The sequence below is a fragment of the Dietzia sp. Die43 genome, assembly GCF_024519835.1.
GTDB lineage: Bacteria > Actinomycetota > Actinomycetes > Mycobacteriales > Mycobacteriaceae > Dietzia > Dietzia kunjamensis.
In genome coordinates this window covers 280,254-303,464 of record NZ_JALJRF010000001.1, presented here as the reverse complement: position 1 = coordinate 303,464, position 23,211 = coordinate 280,254, and the positions used below count along the sequence as shown (strand labels likewise).

General features: G+C 72.1%; 21 protein-coding genes. 18 read left to right on the top strand and 3 right to left on the bottom strand.

Annotated features, from left to right (window positions below; all coding sequences use genetic code 11):
- The first annotated feature begins 5 nt into the window (after positions 1-5).
- Together smc and NR111_RS01430 are read left to right on the top strand one after the other, a co-directional pair.
- Complete coding sequence (gene smc / locus NR111_RS01435; RefSeq protein ID WP_206472303.1) at positions 6-3,569, top strand: chromosome segregation protein SMC; 3,564 nt, start codon at positions 6-8, stop codon at positions 3,567-3,569.
- A gap of 47 nt (positions 3,570-3,616) precedes the next feature.
- Positions 3,617-3,934, top strand: a complete 318-nt coding sequence (locus NR111_RS01430) for a helix-turn-helix transcriptional regulator (RefSeq protein WP_256819552.1) — start codon at positions 3,617-3,619, stop codon at positions 3,932-3,934.
- A gap of 75 nt (positions 3,935-4,009) precedes the next feature.
- Here the strand turns inward: NR111_RS01430 and NR111_RS01425 are convergent, their stop codons facing one another.
- From NR111_RS01425 to NR111_RS01415, 3 genes are read right to left on the bottom strand one after another with little or no spacing between them, the layout of a single operon-like run.
- Positions 4,010-4,753, bottom strand: coding sequence for a succinate dehydrogenase/fumarate reductase iron-sulfur subunit (locus NR111_RS01425; protein WP_256819551.1), 744 nt, complete (start codon positions 4,751-4,753; stop codon positions 4,010-4,012).
- 55 nt (positions 4,754-4,808) lie between these two features.
- Positions 4,809-6,785 carry a fumarate reductase/succinate dehydrogenase flavoprotein subunit gene (locus NR111_RS01420; RefSeq protein WP_374210672.1) on the bottom strand — a complete coding sequence of 659 codons (1,977 nt, stop codon included), beginning with the start codon at positions 6,783-6,785 and terminating at the stop codon, positions 4,809-4,811.
- Complete coding sequence (locus tag NR111_RS01415; RefSeq protein ID WP_206472649.1) at positions 6,782-7,417, bottom strand: succinate dehydrogenase cytochrome b subunit; 636 nt, start codon at positions 7,415-7,417, stop codon at positions 6,782-6,784. The genes NR111_RS01420 and NR111_RS01415 overlap by 4 nt, the downstream gene beginning before the upstream one ends.
- A gap of 194 nt (positions 7,418-7,611) precedes the next feature.
- Between NR111_RS01415 and ftsY the strand changes: the two genes are divergently transcribed.
- The 16 genes from ftsY (at position 7,612) to dprA (ending at position 23,128) form a co-directional block, all read left to right on the top strand.
- On the top strand, positions 7,612-9,081 hold the full coding sequence (ftsY, locus tag NR111_RS01410; protein WP_256819549.1) for a signal recognition particle-docking protein FtsY: 1,470 nt from the start codon (positions 7,612-7,614) through the stop codon (positions 9,079-9,081).
- 163 nt (positions 9,082-9,244) lie between these two features.
- The gene (locus tag NR111_RS01405) at positions 9,245-10,612 is read left to right on the top strand and encodes an ammonium transporter (RefSeq protein ID WP_256819548.1); all 1,368 of its coding nucleotides are present in this window, start codon (positions 9,245-9,247) and stop codon (positions 10,610-10,612) included.
- A gap of 28 nt (positions 10,613-10,640) precedes the next feature.
- On the top strand, positions 10,641-10,979 hold the full coding sequence (locus NR111_RS01400; protein ID WP_154827704.1) for a P-II family nitrogen regulator: 339 nt from the start codon (positions 10,641-10,643) through the stop codon (positions 10,977-10,979).
- A 194-nt stretch (positions 10,980-11,173) separates the two neighbouring features.
- Positions 11,174-13,549 (top strand): [protein-PII] uridylyltransferase, encoded by a 2,376-nt coding sequence (locus tag NR111_RS01395; RefSeq protein ID WP_256819547.1) that lies wholly within the window; start codon positions 11,174-11,176, stop codon positions 13,547-13,549.
- A 66-nt stretch (positions 13,550-13,615) separates the two neighbouring features.
- A complete protein-coding gene (gene ffh, locus NR111_RS01390; protein WP_154827700.1) occupies positions 13,616-15,196 on the top strand; it encodes a signal recognition particle protein in 1,581 nt (526 codons plus the stop codon).
- Positions 15,197-15,388: 192 nt separating this feature from the next.
- Complete coding sequence (gene rpsP / locus NR111_RS01385; protein WP_067717594.1) at positions 15,389-15,883, top strand: 30S ribosomal protein S16; 495 nt, start codon at positions 15,389-15,391, stop codon at positions 15,881-15,883.
- Positions 15,884-15,888: 5 nt separating this feature from the next.
- On the top strand, positions 15,889-16,131 hold the full coding sequence (locus tag NR111_RS01380; protein ID WP_067717596.1) for an RNA-binding protein: 243 nt from the start codon (positions 15,889-15,891) through the stop codon (positions 16,129-16,131).
- Positions 16,132-16,172: 41 nt separating this feature from the next.
- Entirely contained in the window at positions 16,173-16,706 is a 534-nt protein-coding gene (gene rimM, locus NR111_RS01375) for a ribosome maturation factor RimM (protein WP_067717598.1), read from the top strand.
- Between the two features lie 32 nt (positions 16,707-16,738).
- Positions 16,739-17,521 (top strand): tRNA (guanosine(37)-N1)-methyltransferase TrmD, encoded by a 783-nt coding sequence (trmD, locus tag NR111_RS01370; RefSeq protein ID WP_256819600.1) that lies wholly within the window; start codon positions 16,739-16,741, stop codon positions 17,519-17,521.
- A gap of 162 nt (positions 17,522-17,683) precedes the next feature.
- Positions 17,684-18,025 (top strand): 50S ribosomal protein L19, encoded by a 342-nt coding sequence (rplS, locus tag NR111_RS01365; RefSeq protein ID WP_067717600.1) that lies wholly within the window; start codon positions 17,684-17,686, stop codon positions 18,023-18,025.
- 62 nt (positions 18,026-18,087) lie between these two features.
- Entirely contained in the window at positions 18,088-18,852 is a 765-nt protein-coding gene (gene lepB, locus NR111_RS01360) for a signal peptidase I (protein WP_154827696.1), read from the top strand.
- Positions 18,849-19,553, top strand: coding sequence for a ribonuclease HII (locus tag NR111_RS01355; RefSeq protein WP_154827694.1), 705 nt, complete (start codon positions 18,849-18,851; stop codon positions 19,551-19,553). The genes lepB and NR111_RS01355 overlap by 4 nt, the downstream gene beginning before the upstream one ends.
- Positions 19,550-19,855: a DUF2469 domain-containing protein gene (locus NR111_RS01350; protein WP_007632861.1), complete on the top strand. Its 306-nt coding sequence runs from the start codon at positions 19,550-19,552 to the stop codon at positions 19,853-19,855. The genes NR111_RS01355 and NR111_RS01350 overlap by 4 nt, the downstream gene beginning before the upstream one ends.
- Before the next feature lie 143 nt (positions 19,856-19,998).
- A complete protein-coding gene (locus NR111_RS01345; protein WP_154827692.1) occupies positions 19,999-20,403 on the top strand; it encodes a YraN family protein in 405 nt (134 codons plus the stop codon).
- Between the two features lie 2 nt (positions 20,404-20,405).
- A complete protein-coding gene (locus NR111_RS01340) occupies positions 20,406-21,923 on the top strand; it encodes a YifB family Mg chelatase-like AAA ATPase (protein WP_154827690.1) in 1,518 nt (505 codons plus the stop codon).
- Positions 21,924-21,928: 5 nt separating this feature from the next.
- On the top strand, positions 21,929-23,128 hold the full coding sequence (gene dprA, locus NR111_RS01335) for a DNA-processing protein DprA (RefSeq protein WP_244294098.1): 1,200 nt from the start codon (positions 21,929-21,931) through the stop codon (positions 23,126-23,128).
- The last annotated feature ends 83 nt before the right edge of the window (positions 23,129-23,211 follow it).

Here is a 23,211-nt window from a genome sequence, read left to right as displayed (position 1 = left end):
CAACCGTGTATCTCAAGTCGCTGACGCTCAAGGGCTTCAAGTCCTTCGCGGCGCCGACGACCCTGAGATTCGAGCCCGGAATCTGCTGCGTGGTGGGGCCCAACGGGTCGGGCAAGTCCAACGTCGTCGACGCCCTGACCTGGGTCATGGGCGAGCACAGTGCCAAATCGCTGCGCGGCGGCAAGATGCAGGACGTCATCTTCGCGGGGACCACGGGAAAGCAGCCGCTCGGCCGCGCCGAGGTCACCCTCACCCTGGACAACTCCGACGGCGTGCTGCCGATCGACTACGCCGAGGTGTCGATCACCCGCCGGATGTTCCGCGACGGCGCCGCGGAGTACGAGATCAACGGCGACCGCGCCCGACTCATGGACGTGCAGGAACTGTTGTCGGACTCAGGGATAGGCCGCGAGATGCACGTCATCGTCGGCCAGGGCAAGCTCGCCGAGATCCTCGAGTCCAAGCCGGAGGAGCGCCGGGCGTTCATCGAGGAGGCCGCCGGCATCCTCAAGCACCGGCGCCGCAAGGAGAAGGCCCAGCGCAAGCTCGCCGGGATGCAGGGCAACCTGGACCGGTTGAACGATCTCACCACCGAACTGCGGCGCCAGCTCAAGCCGCTGGGGCGGCAGGCCGAGGTCGCGCGCCGGGCGCAGACCATCCAGGCGGACCTGCGCGACGCCACGTTCCGCCTCGCCGCCGACGACCTGGTCACCCGTCGACGCGAGCTCGCGGATGCCGAGAGTGTCCGCTCCCGGTTGGCGGACCAGGTCGCGCAGGCGGTCGACCGCAGGGACGAGCTGGTGCGGGCCGTCGCAGACACCCAGGCCGAGCTCGATCGGTTGACCCCGGACGCCGACGCTGCGCAGCAGCGGTGGTTCGCCCTGTCGACGTTGGCCGAGCGGGCCCGCGCCACCGCCCGGATCGCCGCCGACCGCGCGCGGTCGCTGGCCGCCGAGGTCGCCGTGCACCACGGCACCGACCCGGACGAGCTCGACCGCCAGGCCGAGCGGGCCGCCGCGCACGAGGAGGACCTCGCCGCTCAGGTCGACGCCGCCGCCGAGAAGGCCCGTCTGGCGACCGAGGCGTTGGGACGGGCCGAGTCGACGCTCGCCGCGCTCGAGGCCGAGCACCTCAAGGCCGTCCGGGCGATCGCGGACCGCCGGGAGGGCGTGGCCAGGCTCGCGGGCAAGGTCGAGACCCTCGCCGCGAGAGTGGAGTCCACCCAGGCGGAGATCGCGCGCGTGGACGCCGAGGCGGAGGTCGCGCGCACCGCCGTGGTCGACGCCGAGGCCGAGTTCGACGCCGTCCACGCCAGGGTGGGGGCGCACGAGCAGAGCGAACGGACCCTCGACGAACACCTGGGGCGGGCCGAGCGCGCCCACCTCGCGGCACGGGCCCGGCTCGCGGAGTTGCAGGGGATCGAGCGGGAGGCCGACCAGCGGATCGCGCGGCTGGCCGCCCGGATCGAGACTCTCGAGCAGAACAAGGGCGCCGGGGACGGCGCCGAGTGGGTCCTGCGGCATCTCGGGGCCGACGCCGTCGCCGGGACGGTGGGGGAGATGCTCGGCGTCCGCGACGGGTGGGAACGCGCCGTGGGGGTCGCCCTCGGGCCGGCCGTCGACGCGGTGGTCGTGGACACCTCCGTGAACCGCCGGCAGGTCCTGGCGGCCCTGCGGGAGGCCGACGCGGGCCGGGCGGGTCTCGTGGGAGCCGGGACGCCGGGTGGCGACTACCGACTGGAGGTCGACCTGGTCGGCGGGGCATGCTGGGCGCTGGACGTGGTGGACGTCCCGGAGGACCTCGTGGCGGCGGTGACCGCCCTGTTGGTCGACGTGGTCGTGGTCGACGACCTCGCCGCCGCCCACGCCCAGGTCGAGGCGGACCGCCGCGTGCGCGCGGTCACCCGCGACGGTGAGCTGGCCGGTGCGGGGTGGACCGTGGGCGGGTCCGCGTCGGGGCGCACCGGGTTGGAGATCCAGTCGGCGATCGACGCCGCGGTCGTCGAGCGCGACGCCGTTCGGGCCGAGATCGAGACCACCCGCGCCGAGTTGGCCGGCGCGTCGGCCGAGGACACCGAGCGGGCGGACCGGTTCTCCGAGACGCTCGCCGCCATCAGCGAGTCCGACGCCGCGATCGAGGAGATCTACGCGGAGCTCGCCCGTATCGGCCAGCGGCGCCGTCGCGCCGAGGCCGAGGTGCGGCGCCTGGAGCAGACCCGCCGGATCTCGGTGGACAAGCTCGACGCCGCGCGCGCCGAACACGCCGAGCTGACCGACCGACTCGCCAGGGCCGGGGACGACGACGAGGTCCGGCCACCCGAGGACGACGGGCGTGGTGCCGCGCAGGCCGCGGTGGCCTCGGCCCGGGCCGCGGAACTCGAGGCCAGGCTCGCCCACCGGTCCGCCGAGGAACGGGCCGCCGGCGTCCGCGGCAAGTCGGCGTCCCTGCGGCGGGCCGCGCAGGCGGAGCGCGAGTCCCGGGCCCGGGCCGCCAGGGCGGCGGCGCAGCGGCGCCGCGGCGCGGAGGTCGCCGGCGTGGTCGACGAACTCAGCGGGCGGCTGCTCTCGCGGCTCGACGAACTCATCACCGCCGCCGGAACCGAGCGGGACCGGCTCTCGGCCGCGCGCGCCGAGGCCACCGCCGGTGTCGCCGCGCTGCGCGGTGATCTCGCGGCGGCCGAGTCCGAGGTCTCGAGGCTCGGCGACGCCGCCCACCGCGACGAGATCGTCCGGGCGCAGCTCGAGGTCAAGGTCTCGGAGCTCGAGGCGGCGGTGCTCGAGCGTCACGGTATCGAACCGCAGGCCCTCGTCGAGGAGTACGGCCCGGACGTGGACCTGCCGCCGTCGGCGTTGGAGATGCAGGAGTACGAGGCGGCTCGCGAGCGAGGCGAGGACGTGACCCCGCCGCCGCCGATGCCGTTCGTGCGCGCCGAACAGGAGCGTCGTCTCAGGTCGGCGCAGAAGGACCTGGCCACCCTGGGCAAGGTCAACCCGCTGGCGTTGGAGGAGTTCGCGGCGCTGGAGGAGCGCTACGCGTTCCTGTCCACCCAGCTCGACGACGTGAAGAAGGCCCGGTCCGACCTCGAGGGGGTGATCGACGACGTCGACGAGCGCATCGAGCAGATCTTCACCGAGGCGTGGGTCGACGTCGAGCGCGAGTTCCGGGGTGTCTTCTCCACGCTCTTCCCCGGAGGGGAGGGGCGACTGATCCTCACCGAGCCGGAGGACATGCTCGCCACCGGGATCGAGGTGGAGGCGCGGCCACCGGGAAAGAAGGTGAAGCGGTTGTCGCTGCTGTCCGGCGGCGAGAAGTCGCTCACCGCGGTCGCCATGCTGGTGGCGATATTCAAGGCCCGCCCCAGCCCGTTCTACGTCATGGACGAGGTCGAGGCGGCGCTCGACGACACCAACCTGCGGCGCCTCATCGGGCTGTTCGAACAGCTGCGGGAGACCAGCCAGCTCATCGTCATCACGCACCAGAAGCCCACCATGGACGTCGCCGACGTGCTCTACGGCGTGTCGATGCAGGGCGACGGCATCTCCAAGGTCATCTCCCAACGCATGCGCTGACCCGTCGACGGCGCGCCCCCCCGGCGTCGCGCTGGCAGGATGGGGCCATGACTCATTCAGAACTGTTCATGGACCCCGGTCTCGCGCGTGCCGCGCGAGCGTTGTGCCTCGTCTCCACCAAGGTGGTGGCGCTGCGCTCCGGACTGGACGAGCAGCGGATCCGCGAGTACGAACGGGGAGTGGGCGCACTCGACGCGGCCGAGGTGCAGGCGTTGACCGACGCCCTGACCTACTTCGGCGCCCGGTTCATCCCGGAGAGCGACCGAGGGGGAGTGGGTGTGCGTCGCAAGTTCACGCGGACCAAGGTCGAGATGATCGACACGTGGGAGGCAGAGGGCGGCCCGGTCGGGGAGGACGACGTCTAGGTCACGGACGGCCCGGTCGTCGCCCGAGTGCGACGTGCCGGCCTCCGTGCACGTGCCCGAGGCGTCGCCGCTCGCTCACGAGCGCCGGAAGACCGCCCGGAGCCGTTCACGGTTGACCACGCCGATCGCCCGCAGCGGGATCCCCGCCGGGCACACCCGCGAGCACTCCCCGTAGAGCGAGCAGGGACCGAACTCCTCGTCGGCGGCGCTGACCATCTCGCGGGCGCGGGCCGAGCGGTCGGCGCCCGCGACGGGCATGAGGGCGAGGTGCCCGAGTTTGGCCCCCACGAACAGGTTGGCCGAGCCGTTGGGGCAGGCCGCCACACACGCCCCGCACCCGATGCACGCCGCGAAGTCCAGTGCGGTCTCCGCCGTGTCGTGACCCTGGAGGGTCGAGTCCGCGTCCGGGGCGGCGCCGGCCGGGATTCCCACATGGGCCGCGGACTCGACGACCCCGTCCAGAGCGGACCGGTCCACCACCAGATCGCGGATGACGGGGAACACGGCGGCGCGAAGCGGTTCGATGCGCAGGGTGTCCCCGTCGGCGTAGGGGGTCAGTCGCTGGTGACACGACGGGGTGTTCTCCGCGGGACCGTGCGGGCGACCGTCGACGGTGACGCCGCAGGCCCCGCAGATCCCCTCGCGGCAGTCGGAGTCGAACGCCACCGGTTCAATGCCCGCGTCCACCAGGTCGGCATTGAGTACGTCGAGCAGCTCCAGCACACTCATCTCCGGCCGGGCGTCGCCGACCTCGAACTCCTCGTACCGGCCGGTCTCGTCGGGTCCGGCCTGTCGCCAGACGCGCAGGGTCAGTCTCACCGGGTCTGCCTCGTCACTGTCGGCCTCATCGCTGTCCGCCTCAACGCTGTCCGCCTCATCGGTAGTCCCTCGCGGTGGGGGCGACCGCCGAGAACTCCAGCGGTTCCGCATGGCGGGTGAAGCACCGGGGCCCGCCGCGATCATCGCCCTCGGAGGCCCAGCTGGAGGCGAAGGCCCACCGCCGGTCGTCCCGCAGGGCCTCCCCGTCGGGCGTCTGGTGCTCGTCGCGGAAGTGGGCGCCGCACGACTCGTCGCGGTCCAGAGCGTCGACGCACATCAGTTCCGCCAGCTCGAGGAAGTCGGCGACCCGCCCGGCCAGTTCGAGCACCTGGTTGAGGTGACCGCCTGTGCCCGTGACCCGCAGGTCGGTCCAGAACCGGGTCCGCAGGTCACGGATGCGCTCGATCGCCCGGGTCAGGCCGTCGGCCGTCCGTGTGACGCCGCACCCCGAGTAGAGGATCTCGCCGAGCTCACGGTGGAAGTGCTCGGGCCCGGTCGAGCCGCCCACCGCGAGCAGGTTCCGCACCCGCGACCGGGCGCGGGCCACGGCGGCCACGACCACCTCGTCGTCGTCGCCCGGTAGGTCGTCCCCGAGGCGGGTGGCCAGGTGCGCCGGCACCGAGTAGGGAAGGGTGAACCACCCGTCGACGCTCGCGCTGAGCAGGGAGTTGGCGCCGAGCCGGTTCGCGCCGTGATACGCCCAGCCGCATTCGCCGCCGACGAACAGGCCGGGGATCGACGTCTGCAGGTCGAAGTCGCTCCACAGCCCGCCCATCGTGAAGTGGCACGTCGGCGCGATGCGCATGGGTACGGCGTACGGGTCCTCGCCGGTGGCGTGGGCGTACATCTCGAACAGGTTGCCGTAGCGCTCGGTGATCGTCCCCCGGCCGTCGCGGGCCAGGGCGTCACGGAAGTCCAGGTAGACGGAGTTGCGGCGTGGCCCCACCCCTCGCCCGGCTCGGATCTCGGCGGTGATCGCCCGGGAGGCCACGTCGCGGGGCACGAGGTTGCCGAAGGCGGGATAGCGGCGCTCGAGGAAGAAGTCGCGGTCGGCGTCCGGGATCTCACCGGGCGGCCGGTCGTCGCCGTCGTGGAGCGGGACCCAGACGCGGCCGTCGTTGCGCAACGACTCGCTCATGAGGATCGTCTTGGCCTGCCAGTCGTTGTCCTTGGGCAGCGCGGTGGGGTGGAACTGCACGAACGACGGTGAGGCGAACAGGGCCCCCCGCTGGTGCGCGCGCCACACCGCCGACGCGTTGGAGTGGATCGCGAGCGTGGAGTCGTGGAAGACGGTCCCGTAGCCGCCGGTCGCGAGGACGACCGCGTGCGCGGTCTCGGCCCGGATGTGGCCGGACACCAGGTCGCGGACCACCACACCGTGGCACCCCGAATCGTCGACGACGAGGTCGAGCATCTCGTGGCGGGTGTGCAGCGTGACGGCGCCGGCACGGATCTGCCGCTGCAGCGCCGAGACGCCCGCGAGCTGGAGTTGTTGGCCGGTCTGACCGCGGGAGTAGTACGTGCGCGAGACCTGCACGCCGCCGAAGGACCGGGTCGACAGGACGCCGCCGTACTCGCGTGCGAAGGGGGTCCCGATGGCGGAGAAATGATCGATCACCCGCGCGGATTCCTCGCCCAGCCGGAACGCCTCGGCCTCCCGCCCACGGAAGTCCCCGCCCGAGACGGTGTCGGCGACGAACCGGGCCACGGAGTCTCCGTCCACCCGGCGGCCGCGGGCGGCGTTGATCCCGCCCTGGGCGGCCACGGAATGCGCGCGCCGGGCGGCGTCGTGGTAGGTGAACGCGGTGACCCGGTAGCCGAGTTCGCCGAGGGCGGCCGCCGCGCCGGCCCCGGCCAGGCCCGTGCCGATCACCACCACGTGGAGGTGGCGGCGGTTGGCCGGTGCGACCAGGCGGTAGGCGTCGCGACGCCTCGCCCAAGCGGAGGCCGGGTCGCCCCCGGGTGTGCCGGAGCTCAGCACGTGTCCCTGTCGTGCGTCGGGCACGAGGACGGGGGGCGGGGTGAAGGTCACGTCAGCCACCCGGCCTGGACCGCGATCGGGATAGCGGCGTTGCCCAGCAGCACGGCCACCGCGGCGATCCCGCCCACGGTCGTGATCACCGCCCGGCTCCGGACGCCGGTCACCCCGAGGTCGCCGGCCGCCGTGCGGACGCCGTGGGCGACGTGCAGGGCCAGCAGCACCATGGTGATGCCGTAGAAGGCCGCGACCCAGGGCCGCGAGAAGCTGGCGACCAGATTGGCGTACGCCGTACCGGGCTCGAACGCCTCCGACGCGGCGGGGGCGGTGCCCGTGGTCATGTCGAGGACGTGGAAGACGACGAAGAGCAGCAGCACCACTCCGGTGAGCAGCATCGAGCGGGCGCCGAACGAGCCCGCCGTCAGCCCCGTCCGCCGGCGGTGCGGGCCCGCGGACGCGTGGGAGCGCCGCACCAACACCACCGCGCACCAGACGTGCGCCACCAGACCCAGGACCAGCACGACGCGCAACGCCCACAGGACGCCCTCGTGGGGGACGAGGGGGTACAGCAACGTCCGCAGCCACGCGGCGTAGGCGTCGAAACCCGTGGCCCCGCCGAACACTTTGAGATTGCCGACCATGTGCACCACCACGAAGGCGGTGAAGAGCAACCCCGTCACCGCCATGATGGTCTTGGCGAGCCAGGTGGGCGGGGCCGGGGCCCGGCGGAGGGGGCGCTGGCGTACGGACGTACCCCCTGGCTGGGCGGCGAGCTCGACCACGTGGGCTCCTCCCCGGACGACGACAGGCGCCAGTCTAGGTCCGCCACAGCCCCCCGGGACCGAGATGGCGACGGGTGCGGTCGGCCATACTGGGCACCGTGACTACCACCACCTGGATCATCATCGCCGTCGCCGCGGTGCTGCTGCTGGCCATCATCGCCCTCGTCGTGGGTCTGCAGCTGCGCAAGAAGCGGCAGATCTCCCTCACCAGGGCCGCCGAGCGCAAGGAGCTCACCCGCGAGGAGCGCTCCGGCAACTATCAGGCCGGGACGGGGTTCTCGTTCGCCCAGGGAGGGGGCGGCGCCACGGCGGCCCCGCCCAGGGAGCCGGTGCGCCGTGACCCGACGCCGCGGGAGGACCTGCCGCCGGCGACACCGGCCCCACGGCCCCCCGCGCCGCCGTCCCCTGCGACGGGGGCCGCCCCCGCGGCCGAGCCCGCGACCGCGCCGGATGCGGCGCCCGAGACGGCCGCCCCCGCGCCCGAGCCGGACGTCGATCCCGGCCCGACCGAGGCCACCGAGGTCGTCGAGCCCGCCCCGCTCGAACCCGTCGTGGTCCCGCCCGAGGTGCCCGACGAGGAGATCCCGGCGCCCCCGGAGACGGTCACCGGGACCCCGGAGCCGGTCGCCCCGGTCGAGCGCATCGACCCGGCCGCCGGCCGCCTCGACCGCCTGCGGGGCCGCCTCGCGCGGTCGCAGAACACCGTGGGCCAGGGGCTGCTGGGTCTCCTCGGCGCCGGCGATCTCGACGAGGCCGCCTGGGAGGAGATCGAGGACACGCTGATCATGGCCGACCTCGGTTCGGCCACCACCGAGCTCGTCGTGGACCGCCTGCGGGCGGAGATCGCCACCCGACAGGTCCGCACCGAGGCCGAGGTGCGCGATCTGCTGCGGCAGACCCTCATCGACAACCTCCACCCCGAACTCGACCGCTCGCTGCGTGCGCTGCCGAACGACGGGACGCCAGCCGTCCTCCTCGTCGTCGGCGTCAACGGCACCGGCAAGACCACCACCACCGGCAAACTCGCCCGCGTCCTCGTCGCCGACGGTCGCGAGATCCTCCTCGGCGCGGCGGACACGTTCCGCGCCGCCGCGGCGGATCAGCTCCAGACCTGGGCCGAGCGGGTGGGCGCTGAGGTCGTCCGCGGCAAGGAGGGCGCCGATCCCGCCTCCGTCGCCTTCGACGCGGTGACCCGCGGGGTCGAGACCGGCGTCGACGCCGTGCTCGTGGACACCGCCGGTCGCCTCCACACCAAGACCGGGCTCATGGACGAGCTCGGCAAGGTCAAGAGGGTGGTGGAGAAGAAGACCCCCGTCGACGAGGTCCTGTTGGTGATCGACGCCACCACCGGGCAGAACGGGCTCATGCAGGCGCGCGTGTTCAAGGAGGTCGTCGACATCACCGGCGTCGTGCTCACCAAGCTCGACGGCACCGCCAAGGGCGGCATCGTGTTCCAGGTCCAGCACGAGTTGGGCGTGCCCGTGAAGCTCGTCGGACTGGGCGAGGGGGCCGACGACCTCGCGCCGTTCACCCCCGAGGCCTTCGTCGACGCGTTGCTCGGCACGTAGGTCCCGGGCGACGCGGCCGGGACACACGACCGGAACAGGGGACCCGAGCGCGTTACAACCCCGAAACATCAGGGCACATCCGGTGCAACACGACCAAGGAAATCTTCATGTCGACGGGGAGCGAAGAGTCGCTCACCACGTACGAGACGAGGAGGACCGCACCGTGATAGGTGACAGTGTCGCGTTGCTCGCCCAGGAGGCGACGCCGGAGATCGATACGGGAGACACGGCCTGGATGCTCATCGCAGCATCTCTGGTACTGCTCATGACGCCCGCCCTGGCGCTCTTCTACGGTGGCATGTCCCGGCAGAAGTCCGTGCTGAACATGATGATGATGTCGTTCGGCGCGATGGGCGTGGTCGGCGTGATCTACCTGCTGTGGGGATGGTCGATGTCCTACGGCAGCGAGTCGGTCCTGGGGCTGTTCGCCAACCCCTTCGAGATGTTCGGGCTCTCCGGGGTGATCGGTGACGCCACCGAATGGGCGGTCTCCGGCTCCGGCGCCTACCCGCAGGTCGTCGACGTCGCCTTCCAGGTGACCTTCGCGATCATCACCGTCGCGCTCATCTCGGGCGCGATCGCCGAGCGCGCCCGGTTCGGCACCTGGCTGGCGTTCGTCGGCGTCTGGGTGACCCTGGCGTACTTCCCGCTCGCCCACATGGTGTGGGGCGGCGGACTGCTCTCCCACTCGGACAGTGGGCTGGCGGCGATGATCTTCGGGACCGTCGACGACGGCGAGGGCGGGCTGACCGCCGCCGTCGCGCCCGTCGACTTCGCCGGCGGAACCGTCGTGCACATCAACGCCGGTATGGCCGCGCTCGTCCTGGTCCTGCTCATCGGCAAGCGGCTCGAGTTCGGTCGCACCGCCTACCGCCCACACAACCTGCCGCTGGTCATGCTCGGCGCCGCCCTGCTGTGGTTCGGCTGGTTCGGGTTCAACGCCGGTTCCGCGTTCGGTGCCAACGGCGCGGCGGGCCTGGCGTGGGTCAACACCACCGCCGCCACCGCCGCCGCGATGCTCGGCTGGCTCCTCGCGGAGCGTATCCGTGACGGCCACGCCACCAGCCTCGGTGCCGCCTCCGGCGTGGTCGCCGGCCTCGTGGCCATCACCCCCGCCGCCGGTTCCGTCCACCCGCTCGGCGCGATCGCCCTCGGTGCGATCGCTGGCGCGCTGTCCGCGCTCGCCGTCGGCCTCAAGCACCGCTTCGGCTACGACGACGCCCTGGACGTGGTGGGCGTGCACCTGGTGGCAGGACTGTGGGGCACCATCGCCATCGGCCTGTTCGCCACCGGCACCTTCGGAACGGACGCGGGAGTGTTCTACTCCGCGGACGGATGGCGACTCCTGGTGGTCCAGATCGTGATCGCCGTGGCCGCCCTCGTGTTCACCGGCATCATGACCGCGATCGCCTGGGCGATCTGCCGGCCGCTCGGCTGGAGGATCGACAAGGCCGACGAGCAGGCGGGCATCGACGGTGCCCAGCACGCCGAGAGCGCGTACGAGGCCTCCACCAACGCGCTCATCCGCTGAGCCGACCACTTCGAAAGGAACCCACGACATGAAGCTCGTCACCGCGATCGTCAAACCGTTCACGATCGACGACGTCAAGGCAGCACTGGAGCAGGCCGGCATCCACGGCCTCACCATCAGCGAGGTCCAGGGATACGGACGCCAGAAGGGCCACACCGAGGTCTACCGCGGCGCCGAGTACGCCGTGGACTTCGTCCCCAAGATCAGGGTGGAGGTGGTGGTCGACGACGAGACCGCCGACACCGCGGTCCAACTGATCGTCGACGCGGCCCGGACCGGCAAGATCGGCGACGGCAAGGTCTGGGTGACCCCCGTCGAGAGCATCGTGCGCGTCCGCACCGGTGAGGAGGGCACATCCGCGATCTGACCCTCGGGCAGAACCCGGCGCGCGGTCGCCCCGTCACAGGGGTGGCCGCGCGCCGTCGTGTGCGGCGGGCGCCTTGCTCGCCCGGTCCCGCGCACCCCGTGCGCACCCGTTCACAAAGGTGAAACCTGTACGCACCGAGGCGGTGACACGGAGGCGACATTCTGGACCCCGACGGATGAGGGAAGGGGAGTGCCATGGCGGTCACGGCGGACGGCGAGCGCGCCACGGCGCTGCGAGCGGGACGCGAGCGGATCCTCTCCGCCCCGCGCGAGAGCCTGCCCGCCGCGCCGTTGAGGGACGCCCTGTGTGAGCTCTACGAGATGGAGCTGGGGCGGCTCGCCGACGAGGCCGGGATCGGCCCGGGATCGGGGTTCGCCCTGATCGCCTTCGGCGGGTTGGGGCGCCGGGAGGTCCTGCCACACTCGGACCTCGACCTCGTCCTGGTCCACGAGCGGCGCCCGGACCGCGACGTGGGTGAGCTGGCCGACGCCCTGTGGTACCCGCTGTGGGACTCCGGGGTCGGACTCGACCACAGTGTCCGCACCGTCGACCAGTGCCTGGCCGTGGCCGCCGCCGACGTCTCGGTCGGGCTGAGCCTGCTGGACGCCCGCGTGATCGCGGGAGACGCGGACCTGGGAGCGTTGGTCGCGGACGGCGCGCGTCGGCAGTGGCGGGACCAGATCGCCTCCCGCTTCGACGATCTCGTCGACGCGGCGGCCGCCCGGCGGCACCGGGCGGGGGTGATCGCGCACCGTAGCGAACCCGACCTGAAGAACGGGGCCGGTGGGCTCCGAGACGCGCAGCTCGTCGCGGCCCTGGGCCTGGCCCACCTCAGCGACGGTCGGCCCGTGGTCCCGGGTGGGATGGCGCGCGCGCACCGGCTGGTGTTGGACGCCCGGACCGAATTACACCGGGTGAGCGGACGCCCCCGCGAGGTGCTGCACGCCGAGTACGGCGACGAGGTCGGCGAGGCGTTGGGCCTGGGGGACCGGTTCGATCTCGCCCGGGCGCTGAGCGACGCCTCCCGCACGATCGCGTTCACCGCGGACCAGGCTATCCGTGGCTCGTGCGCGGCGCTGTCCTCCCGGGGACTGACCGGCCTGCTGCGGAGGTCGCCTGTCCGTCGGCCCCTCGACGACGGGGTGGTGGAACACGCGGGGGAGGTGACGCTCGCCCGCGCGGCCCGCGTGGCCGACGACCCCTGGCTGGCGCTGCGGGTGGCCGCGGCCGCGGCCCGGTTCGGGCTGCCGATCGCGACCTCCACCCTCGGCGTCCTCGCCGAACGCTGCCCCGTCCCGGACGGTCAGTGGCCGGCGGAGGCCCTGTCCGACCTGCTCGTGCTCCTGGGCTCGGGTGAGGCGCAGATCCCCGTCCACGAGGCTCTCGACCGGTGCGGGTTGTGGGAACGGCTGCTACCGGAATGGTCGGGGGTGCGGGATCTGCCCGCCCGCGACCGGGCGCACATCTACACGGTCGACAGGCACCTGGTGCAGACGTCGGTGGAGGCGTCCCGCCTCACCACCTCCGTCGCACGGGCGGACCTCCTGTTGCTCGCGGCGCTCCTGCACGACCTCGGGAAGAGCCGTGACGGCGACCACAGCGAGAACGGGGCGGACATGATCCGCCCGATCTGCGCGCGGATGGGCCTCGGCGGCCGTGACACCGAGACCCTGACACGCATCGTCAGGCACCACCTGCTGCTCCCGGCGACCGCCGCGAGACGTGACCCCGCAGATCCCGCCACCGCCGAGGCCGTCCTCACCGCGCTGGACCGGGACGCCGTCGCCCTCGACGTGTTGGCCGCCCTCACCGAGGCGGACTCGCTCGCGACCGGGCCGACGGTCTGGACCACCGGACGTGCCGGGGCCCACGCCGCGCTCGTGGCGGCGTGCCGCAAGGCGCTCGGCCCCCGGCCCGCCGCGGTGCAGGCGCCGACGGTGAACGCCTCGCGGCGACACGGGCCACCGGACGTCGTGGTGGACCTCCGGGCGGCGGACTCCGGGACCACGCACGAGGTCACCCTCGTCGTCCCCGGTGGAGGACGTTCGCTGGCGGTGACCGCGGAGGTCCTGGCCGCCCACCGGTTGGAGATCGTGGACGCAGAGATCGACCTCCGTCCGCCGGGCGGGATGCGCGCGAGGATGACGGTCTCGACCCGCTTCGGTGACCCGGTGGACGGCCGCGTGCTCCGGCAGGATCTGCGCCGGTCGATCGACTCCGGGCTCCCCGCGCCACTGCGCGCCGCGCTGTCCCGGGGGGCGGCGCTGCCGATCGGACCCCCGCAGGCCAGATCCTCCGTTCTGATCTCCCACCGGACCGACGCCGACGGTGTGCTGATGGAGGTGCGGTCGGAGGACCGGCCCGGCCTGTTCGCCCGGGTGGTGTCCGCGATCATCGACGCCGGCGCCCGGATCGACTGGGTGGTGGTGCGCACCAGGGGAGCGGCCGTGGAGGACGTGTTCGCGCTCTCCGGCCCCGGAGCGGTCTTGAGTACGGCCGGTCAGGTGGAGGCGCTACTGCCACGACGTGATCCCACGACGCCCGCCGTGGCGCATGCCGATACCCTGTGATCAGTCGTCGCCGACGACGCCGGGAACCGTGCGCGCTCCCGGGCCGCGAACCAGGGAGCTGTTGCCGTGTTCGAATCCTTGTCCGACCGCCTCACAGGTGCGCTCAAGGACCTGCGCGGAAAGGGTCGGCTCAGCGACGCCGACATCGACGCGACGGCCCGTGAAATCCGTCTGGCGCTGCTCGAGGCCGACGTCGCCCTGCCGGTGGTGCGCGAGTTCATCTCCCGGGTCAAGGAGCGCGCCAAGGGCGCCGAAGTCTCCGAGGCGCTCAACCCCGCCCAGCAGGTCGTCAAGATCGTCGACGCCGAACTCACCGCCATCCTCGGCGGCGAGGAGCGGCGGATCGAGTTCGCCAAACAGCCCCCGACGGTCATCATGCTGGCGGGCCTGCAGGGCGCGGGTAAGACCACCCTGGCGGGCAAATTGGCGCACTGGCTCAAGGCGCAGGGGCACACACCGCTCCTGGTGGCCTGCGACCTACAGCGACCCGGAGCGGTCGACCAGCTGCAGATCGTCGGTGAGCGTGCCGGCGTGCCCACCTTCGCCCCGCACCCCGGGACCTCCGTCGGGGGCGACGGTGAGGTGATCGGCGTCCAGGAGCCGGTGTCAGTGGCGCAGCGCGGACTGGCTCACGCCCGCGCCAAGATGCACGACGTCGTGATCGTCGACACCGCCGGTCGACTCGGCATCGACGAGGAGATGATGGCCCAGGCCCGGGGTATCCGGGACGCCGTCCAGCCCCACGAGACCTTCTTCGTCCTTGACGCGATGATCGGTCAGGACGCGGTGATCACCGCCGAGGCCTTCCGTGAGGGCGTCGGCTTCACGGGTGTCGTGCTCACCAAGCTCGATGGTGACGCCCGCGGTGGCGCCGCGCTGAGCGTCCGCGAACTCACCGGGACGCCGATCATGTTCGCGTCCGACGGCGAGAAGCTCGAGGACTTCGACGTCTTCCACCCCGACCGCATGGCCAGCCGGATCCTCGGGATGGGCGATGTGCTCTCGCTCATCGAACAGGCGGAGACGGTCTTCGATGCGCAGGAGGCGGAGAAGACCGCCGCGAAGATCGGCTCCGGCGAGCTCACGCTCGAGGACTTCCTCGACCAGATGTTGATGATCCGCAAGATGGGGCCCATCGGGAACCTGCTGGGCATGCTGCCCGGCGGCAAGGAGATGAAGGCCGCCGTCGGGGACATCGACGAGAAGTACCTGGACCGCATCCAGGCGATCATCCGCGGCATGACCCCCGAGGAGCGCGCGGACCCGAAGATCATCAACGGCTCGCGCCGTCAGCGCATCGCGAACGGTTCGGGAGTCACGGTCACCGACGTCAACCAGTTGGTCGACCGGTTCTTCGAGGCCCGCAAGATGATGAGCCGCATGGCGGGCCAGATGGGAATGCCCGGGGCGGGACGCAAGAACCAGCGCAAGAGCAAGAAGGGCAAGGGCAAGGGAAAGGGCCGCGGTCCCACCCCGCCCAAGCAGCGGGGGATGATGCCCGGGGGGATGCCGGGGATGCCGCCCGGGATGCCCGGTATGCCGCCGGGCGGGATGCCCGACCTGTCCCAGTTGCCGCCCGGACTCGACCAGCTCCCGCCGGGGCTGGAGGGGATCGATCTCAACGACCTGAAGTTCCCCAAGCGCTGACCGGTCCGCCCGACGCGTCGATTGGTGCCCACCGTCCCGGACTGTCTAGACTGGCCCGCTGGACGCCGTCACCGGTGGACCCTCGTGGGTCCGTGCCGAACGGCGGTCACCCGGAAGGCGAAACCGGGCCCCGCCAGCAGGGCGGGCGCCGCTGAATCGCCACGTGACCCGCAACAGAAAGCGAGACGCCTCATGGCCGTCAAGATCAAGCTCACCCGCCTCGGCAAGATCCGTAACCCGCAGTACCGGGTCGTCGTCGCCGACGCCCGCACCCGTCGCGACGGGCGCGCCATCGAGACCATCGGTCTCTACCGCCCCAAGGAGGAGCCGAGCTTCATCCAGATCGACTCCGAGCGCGCGCAGTACTGGCTCGGTGTCGGCGCCCTGCCCACCGAGGCCGTCGAGCAGCTGCTCAAGATCACCGGCGACTGGCAGAAGTTCAAGGGGATCGAGGGCGCCGAGGGCACCCTGAAGACCGCCGAGCCCAAGCCCTCGAAGCTGGACCTGTTCAACAAGGCCCTCGAGGACGCCCAGGGCGAGCCGTCCGCTGAGGCCATCACCGCCAAGCGCAAGGCAGAGAAGGCGAAGAAGGACGAGGCCAAGAAGGCCGAGCAGGAGGCCGCGAAGGCCGCCGAGTCCGGCGAGGGCGAGGCCGCGTCGGCTGACGCCGAGACCGCCGAGGCCTGAGACAGATGAATGACATGGTCGTCGACGCCGTCGACCACCTCGTCCGCGGAATCGTGTCGGACCCCGACGCGGTGTCCGTCCGGTCGAGTGGTGGTCGGCGCGGCACCGTGATCCGTGTGGCCGTCGCGCCCGAGGATCTCGGCCGTGTCATCGGTCGGGGTGGCCGTACCGCCTCCGCGATCCGGACCATCGTCTCCGCCGTCGGCGGCGACGGTGTACGGGTCGACGTGGTCGACACCGACCGCTGACCCCGCCCGTACACGTCGGCAATCGGAGGACTCGGACCATCATGGAGCTCGTCGTGGGACGCGTCGTCAAATCGCACGGCGTCCGCGGCGAACTGGTGGTGGAGGTTCGCACCGATTCACCCGAGGAGCGATTCGCCGTCGGGACCCGACTCGTCGGGCGGGTCGGTCGGGGTGATCGGGCCACCGACCGCGACGTCACCATCGAAGCCGCCCGGCAGCATTCCGGGCGGCTTCTGGTGCGTCTGGAAGGCGTCGGCGATCGGGACACCGCGGACGCACTCCGCGGCATGCTGCTGCTCGTCGACTCGGATGCGCTGGAGGATCCGGAGGACCCGGACGAGTACCACGACCATCAACTGGTGGGCCTGCGGGTGCTCGATACCTCGGGTGCCACCCTCGGCGAGGTGACCGAGATCGTGCACACCGCGGCCGGCGAACTCCTCGCCATCCGGCTGGCCGACGGAGGCGACGCACTGGTCCCGTTCGTCTCCGAGATGGTCCCCGAGGTGGACGTCGTCGCGCGGACGTGCGTCATCGACCCGCCGGAGGGGCTGCTCGACCTGGGGACGTCGTGACCGCTCGCCCCGATGGTGGGGGCGGTCCGCTCATGCACCTCGACGTCATCACGGTCTTCCCCGAGTACCTCGCCCCGCTGCAGTTGGCGTTGATCGGTCGGGCCGCCGACCGGGGCATAGTCGACGTCGCCGTTCACGACCTCCGGGGCTGGACCCAAGATGTCCACAAGTCGGTCGACGACACCCCGTTCGGCGGTGGGCCGGGCATGGTCATGCGCCCGACGGTGTGGGGCGAGGCGCTGGACGACCTCGTGCCGCCGCCGGGGACGGCGATGAGCGAGCCGGGGGACGGTCAGACCCGCCCACTCCTGATAGTCCCGACGCCCGCCGGACGACCGTTCTCCCAGTCCGACGCGCACCGCTACGCCCGTCGACGCCACCTGCTGTTCGCGTGTGGTCGCTACGAGGGCATAGACCAGCGCGTCGTCGACGAGGCGTCCACGCGGATGGACGTCGAGGAGGTCAGCATCGGCGACTACGTCCTCATCGGGGGCGAGGTGGCGGTGCTCGTCATCGCGGAGGCCGTCATCCGCCTCCTACCCGGGGTGCTGGGGAACCGGCGCAGCCATGAGGAGGACTCCTTCTCCGACGGCCTGCTCGAGGGCCCCAGTTTCACCCGGCCCGAGGTGTGGCGCGACCGGCCGGTGCCCGAAGTCCTCAAGAGTGGCGATCACGCCAGGATCGCGCGGTGGCGCCGCGACGAGTCGCTGAGACGCACAGCCGAGCGGAGGCCCGACCTCCTCGGGTCGGCCGAGCTGGACAAGGCCGACCTGGCGACGCTCTCGGACTTCGGTTGGGTTCCTCCGGCCGGGTGATTTGGGTCCGCCGAGTAGCGGATGGCACACTAGCGAGGTTGACCTTCCGGGCACCACGTGTGTCCGCTGACGGTCGCGCTGATCCGGGGCACGAACCGGTCGTCCCGCCTGCGGGCGGGCGCCAGGGTCCTCTGTCCTCATTCCTGACATGCAAGGAACACAATGAACACTCTCGACTTCATCGACAACAAGTCGCTCCGCGACGACATCCCGGACTTCCGCCCCGGCGACACGCTCGACGTGCACGTCAAGGTCATCGAGGGCTCGAAGGAGCGCGTCCAGGTCTTCAAGGGCGTCGTGATCCGTCGCCAGGGCGGTGGCGTCCGCGAGACCTTCACCGTCCGCAAGGTCTCGTTCGGCGTCGGCGTCGAGCGCACGTTCCCCGTGCACTCGCCCACGATCGACCGCATCGACGTCCTGGTCCGCGGCGACGTGCGTCGCGCGAAGCTGTACTACCTGCGTGCACTCCGTGGCAAGGCCGCGAAGATCAAGGAGAAGCGCTGACCGGGTAGAGCCGGTCGGACTCGGCCGCCGTCGGCGGTGCGGGATCGACTACGCTCATCCGGGTGAGCAGCACCGATACGCCTGGACATGACGCCGCCGAGCCGGGGTCCCGTAACGACGGGGCCCCGGCTCGCCGCGTCGAGAAGAAGGGCCAGCCCTGGTACATCGAGATCCCGCTGCTGGTGGTGATCGCACTCGTCCTGGTGTTCGTCTTCCAGACCTTCGTCGGACGCGTCTACCAGATCCCGTCGGAGTCCATGGAACCCACCCTGCACGGCTGCGCGGGCTGCACGGGGGACCGCATCTTCGTCGACAAGATCACCTACCGGTTCGGAGACCCCGAACCCGGGGACGTGGTGGTCTTCGAGGGTCCCGATTCGTGGAACGAGGGCTACCAGTCCATCCGGTCGGACAATCAGGTCATCAGGACCCTGCAGAACATCGGCGGCGTGATCGGCATCGTCCCACCCGATCAGAACGACATGGTCAAGCGCGTCGTCGCGGTGGGGGGCCAGACCGTCGGGGGCTGCTCCCCGGATGGTGCACTGCTCGTCGACGGACAGCCGCTGGACGAGCCGTACCTCAACGAGGCCCCCTCGCCGGCCGGGAACCCGCTCAACTGTGCCTTCGGACCGGTCACGGTCCCCGAGGGCAACTACTGGGTGATGGGGGACAACCGCGGTAACTCCGCGGACTCCCGCTTCCACATGGGTGACGAGTTCCAGGGAACCGTGCCCGAGGAGAACATTATCGGCAAGGTCCGGGCGATCATCCTCCCGTTCAGCCGGATCGGGACGGTGTCCTCCCCGGATATCAACGCGGGGTGAGCCGGGCACGACCGCAGCGGCCCCGGGATGTCGCCCTTCCCGGCCGGGTCCGGGTGACCCGTCGCGACGGCCGCCTGGCGTTGGAGGCAGCCCTCGCCCGTCGAGGTCTCGGCCCGGTCGCCGGTGTCGACGAGGCCGGACGCGGTTCCTGTGCGGGCCCACTGGTGGTGGCGGCCTGCGTCTTGGGGAACCGGCTCCACCCCGACCTGGCCGACCTGGATGACTCGAAGAAGCTCACCGCCGCCACCCGTGAGCGACTGCACGACGTCATCCTGCGCAGGGCGTCGGCGGTGAGTGTGGTGGTGATCGAGCCGGATCGGATCGACATGCGCGGGATCCACCGGTGCAACCTGGAGGGGATGCGCCGGGCGGTCGCCGCCCTCGACCCGGCACCCGGTTTCGTGCTGACCGACGGCTTCGCGGTCGACGGGCTCGGATGTCAGTCCACGTCCGTGATCGGGGGTGATGCAGTGGTCGCATCCATCGCCGCCGCGAGTGTCCTCGCGAAGGTCACGCGGGATCGGATTATGGTGGACCTCGACTCGCGGTACCCGGGGTACGGTTTCGCCGCCCACAAGGGGTACAGCACCGTGAGTCACGCCAGGGCGATCGAGCAGCTCGGTCCCAGCGGCATCCATCGGATGTCGTACGCCAACGTCCGTCGCGCCGCGCAGGCGCATTCGAGGAGCAGCACGAGATGAGCGCCGAGGATCTGGAGAACTACGAGACCGAGATGGAGCTCTCGCTCTACCGCGAGTACCGCGACATCGTCGGCCAGTTCACCTACGTCGTCGAGACGGAGCGGCGCTTCTACCTCGCCAACGCCGTCGAGCTGATCCCCCGGTCGGCGGACGGCGAGGTCTACTTCGACGTGAGGATGTCCGACGCGTGGGTGTGGGACATGTACCGACCTGCACGTTTCGTCAAGTACGTTCGGGTGCTGACCTTCAAGGACGTCAACATCGAGGAACTCGACAAGCCTGAACTGCGGCTCCCGGAGTAGCACCCGGCCCCCGTTCTCCACAGCCCGCGCCGCTTCCACAGGGCGCCCCCGGCCCGATCCGCGACCAGCGGGTCGGGCCGTTTCCGTCCGGCAGGGTGAGCCCCGGCGGGCCCGGACGGACCGGGCGGCCGGGAGGGCTGGCGATGACGGGGGACGAGGCGGTGGGCGGCGAGGCGGCCGGGGGCGGTGTGGATCCCCGCCGACGGACGGGGCGACTCGGTGAGGACCACGCTGCGGGGTTGATGCAGGCCCGGGGTGGAGTGGTCATCAGCCGGAACTGGCGGTGCCGGGCCGGCGAGCTCGACCTGGTGGTGCTGGACGCCGCGGGGCGGCTGCGATTCGTCGAGGTCCGGGCGCGCACGGGTACGGGCTTCGGCACCCCCGCCGAGTCGGTGACCCCGGACAAGCAACGGCGATTGCGGCGACTGGCCGCCCACTGGCTCTCCGAGAACCCGGGCCGCTGGCGCCAGGTCTGCTTCGACGTGGTGGGCGTGGACCTGGCGGACCCGACTCGGCCCCGTCTCGAGCTGTTCGAGGACGTGCTGTAACCGTGGCGCTCGGTCGGACGTGGGCTGTCACACTGCAGGGAGTCGGTGGACAGCTGGTGGAGGTCGAGGCCGACGTGGGCCGCGGGTTGCCCGGGGTCAGCATCGTGGGGTTGCCGGACTCGGCGGTGTTGCAGGCGCGCGAGCGGATGCGGGCTGCGGTGGTCAACAGCGGACTGACCTGGCCTCCGGGCAAGGTCGTGCTGTCGCTGTCCCCGGCGGCGCTGCCGAAGAGGGGGTCGGGGTTCGACCTGTCGCTCGCGGTGGGGACGCTGACCGCGTCCGGAGAGCTGCCCGGGGCGGGATTCGACGGCACCCTGCTGGTGGGGGAGCTGGCGTTGGACGGTCGGGTCCGGTCGGTACGCGGGGTGCTTCCCGCCGTGCTCGCGGCGCGCGACGCCGGGTTGACCCGGGCGATCGTCCCCGCCGCGAACCTCGCGGAGGCCCGGCTGGTCAGTGGCATCGACACCGCAGGGGTGGACTCGCTCGCGATGCTCGCGGCGTGGTGCCGGGGTGCGGGCGTCCTGGTCACGGACGCCCCGGAGCCCCGCGCGGTGAACGGACGGTCCCACACCGATCTCGCCGAGGTGCACGGGCAGGACGACTGTCGGCGCGCAGTCGAGGTGGCCGCCGCCGGAGGGCACGCCGTGCTACTGCGCGGGGCCCCCGGGACCGGTAAGACCATGTTGGCTCGGCGGCTGCCGGGGTTGCTGCCGGACCTGGGGGAGCGGGACGCCCTCGAGGCGACTGCGATCCACTCGGTGATGGGGCGGCTCGCGGCGCGCGACCCGCTGCTACGCCGACCGCCGTTCGTGGCGCCCCACCATTCGGCCTCGGTGGCCGCCCTCGTCGGCGGGGGCAACAACGTCGCACGCCCGGGCGCGGTGACGCTCGCGCATCGTGGGGTGCTGTTCCTCGACGAATGCGCGGAGTTTCCCGGCCGGGTGCTGGACAGCCTTCGCACTCCACTCGAGGACGGCGAGGTGCGGATCGCCAGGCGCGACGGAATCTCCGTCTTCCCGGCCCGATTCCAGCTGGTGCTGGCGGCGAACGACTGCCCGTGTGGCAGTGCGCGGCCAGATGCCTGTAGCTGCACCCCCGACGCCCGGCGGCGCTACGGACGGTCGCTGACCGGGCCGTTGCGGGACCGGATCGACATCGCCGCACGGACGCTGCCGCTCGGGTCCGGGCTGTTCGCCGTAGAAGAGGGCGAGGACACCGCCGCGGTGCGGCAGAGGGTGTCGACGGCGAGGGAGGCCGCCGCCGAGAGATGGGCGGGTTGCCCGGAGGCCGCCGGGGCGCGGGCGAACGCCGAGGTTCCCGGCCGCGTCCTGCGATCGGTGTGGGGGCTCGATCGTCGGGCGCTGCACCCCCTCGACCGGGCCCTGGCGCACGGGGTGCTGTCACCGCGCGGGGTCGACCGGTGCCTGCGCCTCGCGTGGACGGTCGCCGACCTGGACGGGGCCACCGTGCCGGGGGAGCCGCACGTGGCGGAGGCGCTCGTGCTGAGAGGGGAGGAGTGATGCCGGTGGAACGGGAGCAGGGATCGGTGGTGTCGTCGGAGGTGCGCGCGGCCTACGCCTACCTTGGCGCGGTGACCGAGCGCCCGACTGCGCAGCTGTGGGACCTGGTGGACTCGGTGGGGCCGGTGCGGGCACGGGAATTGATCCGCGCCGGTCGGGCCGGTGACGCGGTGGGCGCCCAGACCGAGGCACGGCGGAACCTCGTCGACGGGAATCGATTGCTGGAGGCGGCCCACGAGGTGGACGCCCGGCTCATCGTGCCCGGTGACCCGGGCTGGCCGGGTTTCGCGCTCGAACCCCTGGACCGTCCGCGCGGCCGACGCCGCGCCGGGACGGGCGGGGTGCCCACCGCGTTGCGCCCGCTGGGGCTGTGGTGGCGTGGCCCCGCAGACCCGGGCCGGGTGCTGAGCAGGTCCGTCGCACTCGTCGGGACCAGGGCACCCACTCCGTACGGTCGGGCGGTGGCCTCCGACCTGAGCGCCGGGGTGTCCGCCGAGGGGTTCACTGTCGTCTCGGGTGGGGCTTTCGGGATCGATGCAGCAGCGCACCGCGCCGTCCTCGGGGTTCGTGGGACCACGATCGCGGTCCTCGCCGGTGGAGTGGATCGGCTCTACCCGCGTGGGAACGACGCGATGCTGCGCGAGGTCGCGGAGACCGGCGCGGTGATCTCCGCGCAGCCGCCCGGGACCGGGGTGACGCGGTATCGCTTCCTCGACAGGAACCGGATCATCGCGGCGCTGGCCGGCGCCTCCGTGGTGGTGGAGGCGGCTGCCCGGAGCGGTGCGCTGAGCACGGCGGCGTGGGCCACCGCGCTGGACCGCCCGGTCGGCGCGGTGCCGGGGCCGGTCACGTCGGTCGCGTCGGTCGGGTGTCACCTGCTGCTCCGGGAGCGGGGTGCCGTGCTGGTCTCTCGGACGTCGGACGTTGTCGAGCTCGCAGGTCGGATGGGGGAGACGGCGCCGCCCCCCAGGGGTGAGCCCGGCGCGTGGGACGGGTTGGACGACGCGACCAGGCGGATCCTCGAGGCGCTGCCCACCTCGGGTGGCGCCGAGCCGGCCGAGATCGCGGCCTCGGCGGGAATCGCACCCGTCACGGCTAGGGCCGTCCTCGGCCGGCTCCTGGCCTCCGGGGCGGCTGTACGGGGCCCGGAGGGGTGGCGCAGGTCTCCGGACGGCGGGGTGCAGATGAGTTTTCCCGTGTCGTGACCCCGCCGTGTGGCGGCGGCCGCACCGACTGGCCCGACACCACCGCCAGGCGGCCCGCCCGGTCGCCCGCCCGGTCGCCCGGC